Source organism: Candidatus Streptomyces philanthi (assembly GCF_059553635.1).
Genome location: NZ_JCANQV010000470.1, coordinates 1 through 2955 on the forward strand (window position 1 = coordinate 1; position 2955 = coordinate 2955).

Below are 2955 nucleotides of genomic sequence, written 5' to 3' on the forward strand. Positions count from 1 at the left end.
GCGGACGGGGCGCTGGGCCCGCGCAGCAGCGTCTCCGTCCTGGACGCCGGCAGCGGCCGGGAGCTGTTCGGCGCCCGCTCCGGCGCCGCGGTGACGCCCGCCTCCACCGTCAAGCTCGCCACCGGCGCCGCGGCGCTGGCCGCCCTCGGCCCCGACCACCGCATCGACACCACGGTCGTCGCGGCGGGCAAGGACCGCGTGGTGCTGGTCGGCGGTGGCGACCCGACGCTCACCGCCCGCGCCACCAAGGGGCCGGCCGAGCAGCGGCCCGCCAGCCTGCGCGCGCTCGCCGACGCGACCGCCGCGGCGCTCAAGCGGCGCGGCACCACCACGGTCCGCCTCGGCTACGACGCCTCGCTCTACTCCGGCCCCGCCCAGCACCCCATCGGCCCCAACGAGAACATCGCCCCCGTCAGCGCGCTGATGGCCGACCAGGGGCGCCTCGACGACAGCGAGACCGGCACCGCCCCGCGCGACGCCGACCCGGCCGTCGCCGCCGCCCGGGCCTTCGCGGGGATGCTGCGCGAACGCGGCGTCGATGTCCAGGGCGATCCGTCCGCCGCCCGCGCCCCGAAGAAGGCCGACCGGATCGCCGCCGTGCGCTCGCTGCCGCTCTCCGCGCTCGTCGAACGGATGCTGACCCACAGCGACAACGACATCGCCGAGGGCCTGGCCCGCCAGACCGCCCTCGCCGCCGGGCAGCCCGCGAGCTTCGCCGGCGGCGGCAAAGCCGTACGCGCCGCCCTCGCCGCCCGCCACCTCCCGCTGGCCGGGGCGAGCTTCAAGGACGGCAGCGGCCTGGACCGCGGCGACAAGGTCACCGCCGCCCTGCTCGCCCGCATCCTGCTGACCGCCTCCGCGCCCGACCACCCCGAACTGCGGCCGCTGGTGACGGGGCTGCCCGTCGCCGGTTTCACCGGCACCCTCAGCGACCGCTACGGGCACAGCGCGGGCGCGGGCACCGTACGGGCCAAGACCGGCACCCTCACCGGGGTGAACGCGCTGGCCGGCACGGTCGTCGACGCCGACGGCCGGCTGCTGCTCTTCGCCTTCCTCACCCATGGCGCGGACGATCCCCAGGAGGCGCAGCGGGCCCTGGACGACCTGGCCTCGGCGGTGGCCGGCTGCGGATGCCGCTGAAACCTTTCGCCACAAAGGGGGCGTACTCCCGCGACCCTCCCCGCCACGGCGGGGCCGCGCCGGTACGGCCCCGCCCCGCGGTCCGGCTACCCCCGGGCCATGCGTCCACGTACGGTGAACGCATGACGAGCATCGGTGGGGCCGAGATGGTCGACTGGAATCTCGCGGTCACGACCGCGACGCGGTTCGTGCGGCCGGGGCCGGAGGTGAGCCGGGACGAGGCGCGGGCGATCGTCGCCGAGCTGCGACGGCACGCCGCGTCCTCCGAGGAGCACGTCCGCGCCTTCACCCGGATGGCACAGCCCGGCACGCCGGGCGAGGCGCCGCACGACACCCCGGTCCTGGTCGTCGACCGGCCCGGCTGGATCCGGGCCAACGTCGCCGGCTTCCGCGCCGTCCTCAAGCCGCTGCTGGCCAAGATGGAGAACCGCAGGGCCGAGGTGCCCGGAGGCGCCGTGCTCGGCGCCGTCGGCGGCAAGGTCACCGGCGTCGAACTGGGCATGCTGCTGTCGTTCCTCGCCTCCCGCGTCCTCGGCCAGTACGAGACCTTCGCGCCCGCCTCCCGCGATCTGCCCGCCGCGGCGCAGGGCGGCCGCCTGCTGCTCGTCGCGCCGAACATCGTCCACGTCGAACGGGAGCTGGAGGTCGACCCGCACGACTTCCGGCTGTGGGTGTGCCTCCACGAGGAGACCCACCGCACCCAGTTCACCGCTGTCCCCTGGCTGCGCGACCACATCGAGGGCGAGATCCAGTCCTTCCTCGGGGAGACCGAGATCGACCCGGGCACCCTGCTGGAGCGGCTGCGCGAGGCCGCCCAGTCGCTGGTCGGCGCCAAGCCCGAGGGCGAGGAGGGGGAGGACACCGGTCGCTCGCTCGTCGACCTCGTCCAGACCCCGGCCCAGCGGGAGATCCTCGGCCGCCTCACCGCCGTGATGTCGCTGCTGGAGGGCCACGCCGACTACGTCATGGACGGCGTCGGCCCGGACGTCGTCGCCTCCGTCGCCGAGATCCGCGAGAAGTTCCAGAAGCGCCGGGCCAGCGGCGCGGGCCGGCTCGACCTGGCGCTGCGCAAGCTGCTGGGCCTGGACGCCAAGCTGCGCCAGTACCGCGACGGCGAGCGGTTCGTACGGGCGGTGGTCGAGGAGGTCGGCATGGACGGCTTCAACCGCGTCTGGACGTCCCCCAACACCCTGCCGACGAAGAAGGAGATCGCGAGCCCCGCCGACTGGATCGCGCGGGTGCACCGCAAGGCCGACGGCACGCCGTGACGCACGGGGCCGTGGCGGGGCCCGTGCACCATGGGGAGGGCGGGGCGCCGTGGGGACGGTGAACAGAGCACCGTAGGACGGCGCGCCGCTCAGGGCACGGCGCACGGCAGAAGCACGCCCCCTCAATCACCCGTCCGAGGGACCGTGACCCATGGATAGGCGTGCAATGCTCAGGGAACTGCTCGCCTCTGTCACCATCTAGGCACTCTGTGTGACGAAATTGCCGTCCACCGACCGAGGCTCCCCAGCTGAACGATTGGAAACGGACATGGGTCCTCATCCAGCGGTCGCCGCGATACGCCTGGCGGTCCGCCGCGTACTCCACGACGTCCTCACCCAGCACACCACACAGGACAGGCCCGGCCCCCCGCTCGTCCTCGTCGCCTGCTCCGGCGGCGCCGACTCCATGGCGCTCGCCTCCGCCCTCGCCTTCGAAGCCCCCAGGCTCGGCGTACGCGCCGGGGGCATCACTGTCGACCACGGCCTCCAGGAGGGCTCCGGCCTCCGCGCCGCCGAGGTCGTCCTCCGGCTGCGCGGCCTGCGCCTC

The 2955-nt window shown here is 74.8% G+C and carries 3 protein-coding genes; all 3 read left to right on the top strand.

Annotated elements, in window-relative coordinates; genetic code table 11:
• On the top strand, positions 1-1140 hold a 1140-nt coding region (gene dacB / locus AC51EU_RS29085), incomplete at its 5' end, for a D-alanyl-D-alanine carboxypeptidase/D-alanyl-D-alanine endopeptidase (RefSeq protein ID WP_496270081.1).
• Positions 1141-1262: 122 nt separating this feature from the next.
• A complete protein-coding gene (locus tag AC51EU_RS29090) occupies positions 1263-2408 on the top strand; it encodes a zinc-dependent metalloprotease (RefSeq protein ID WP_496270082.1) in 1146 nt (381 codons plus the stop codon).
• Between the two features lie 268 nt (positions 2409-2676).
• A partial coding sequence (locus AC51EU_RS29095; RefSeq protein WP_496270083.1) for a PP-loop family protein occupies positions 2677-2955 on the top strand: 279 nt, incomplete at its 3' end.

Bases quoted from the DNA above. Each gene is read 5' to 3' on its own strand.
- AC51EU_RS29090 (WP_496270082.1), top strand. From the start codon at position 1,263: ATGACGAGCATCGGTGGGGCCGAGATGGTCGACTGGAATCTCGCGGTC.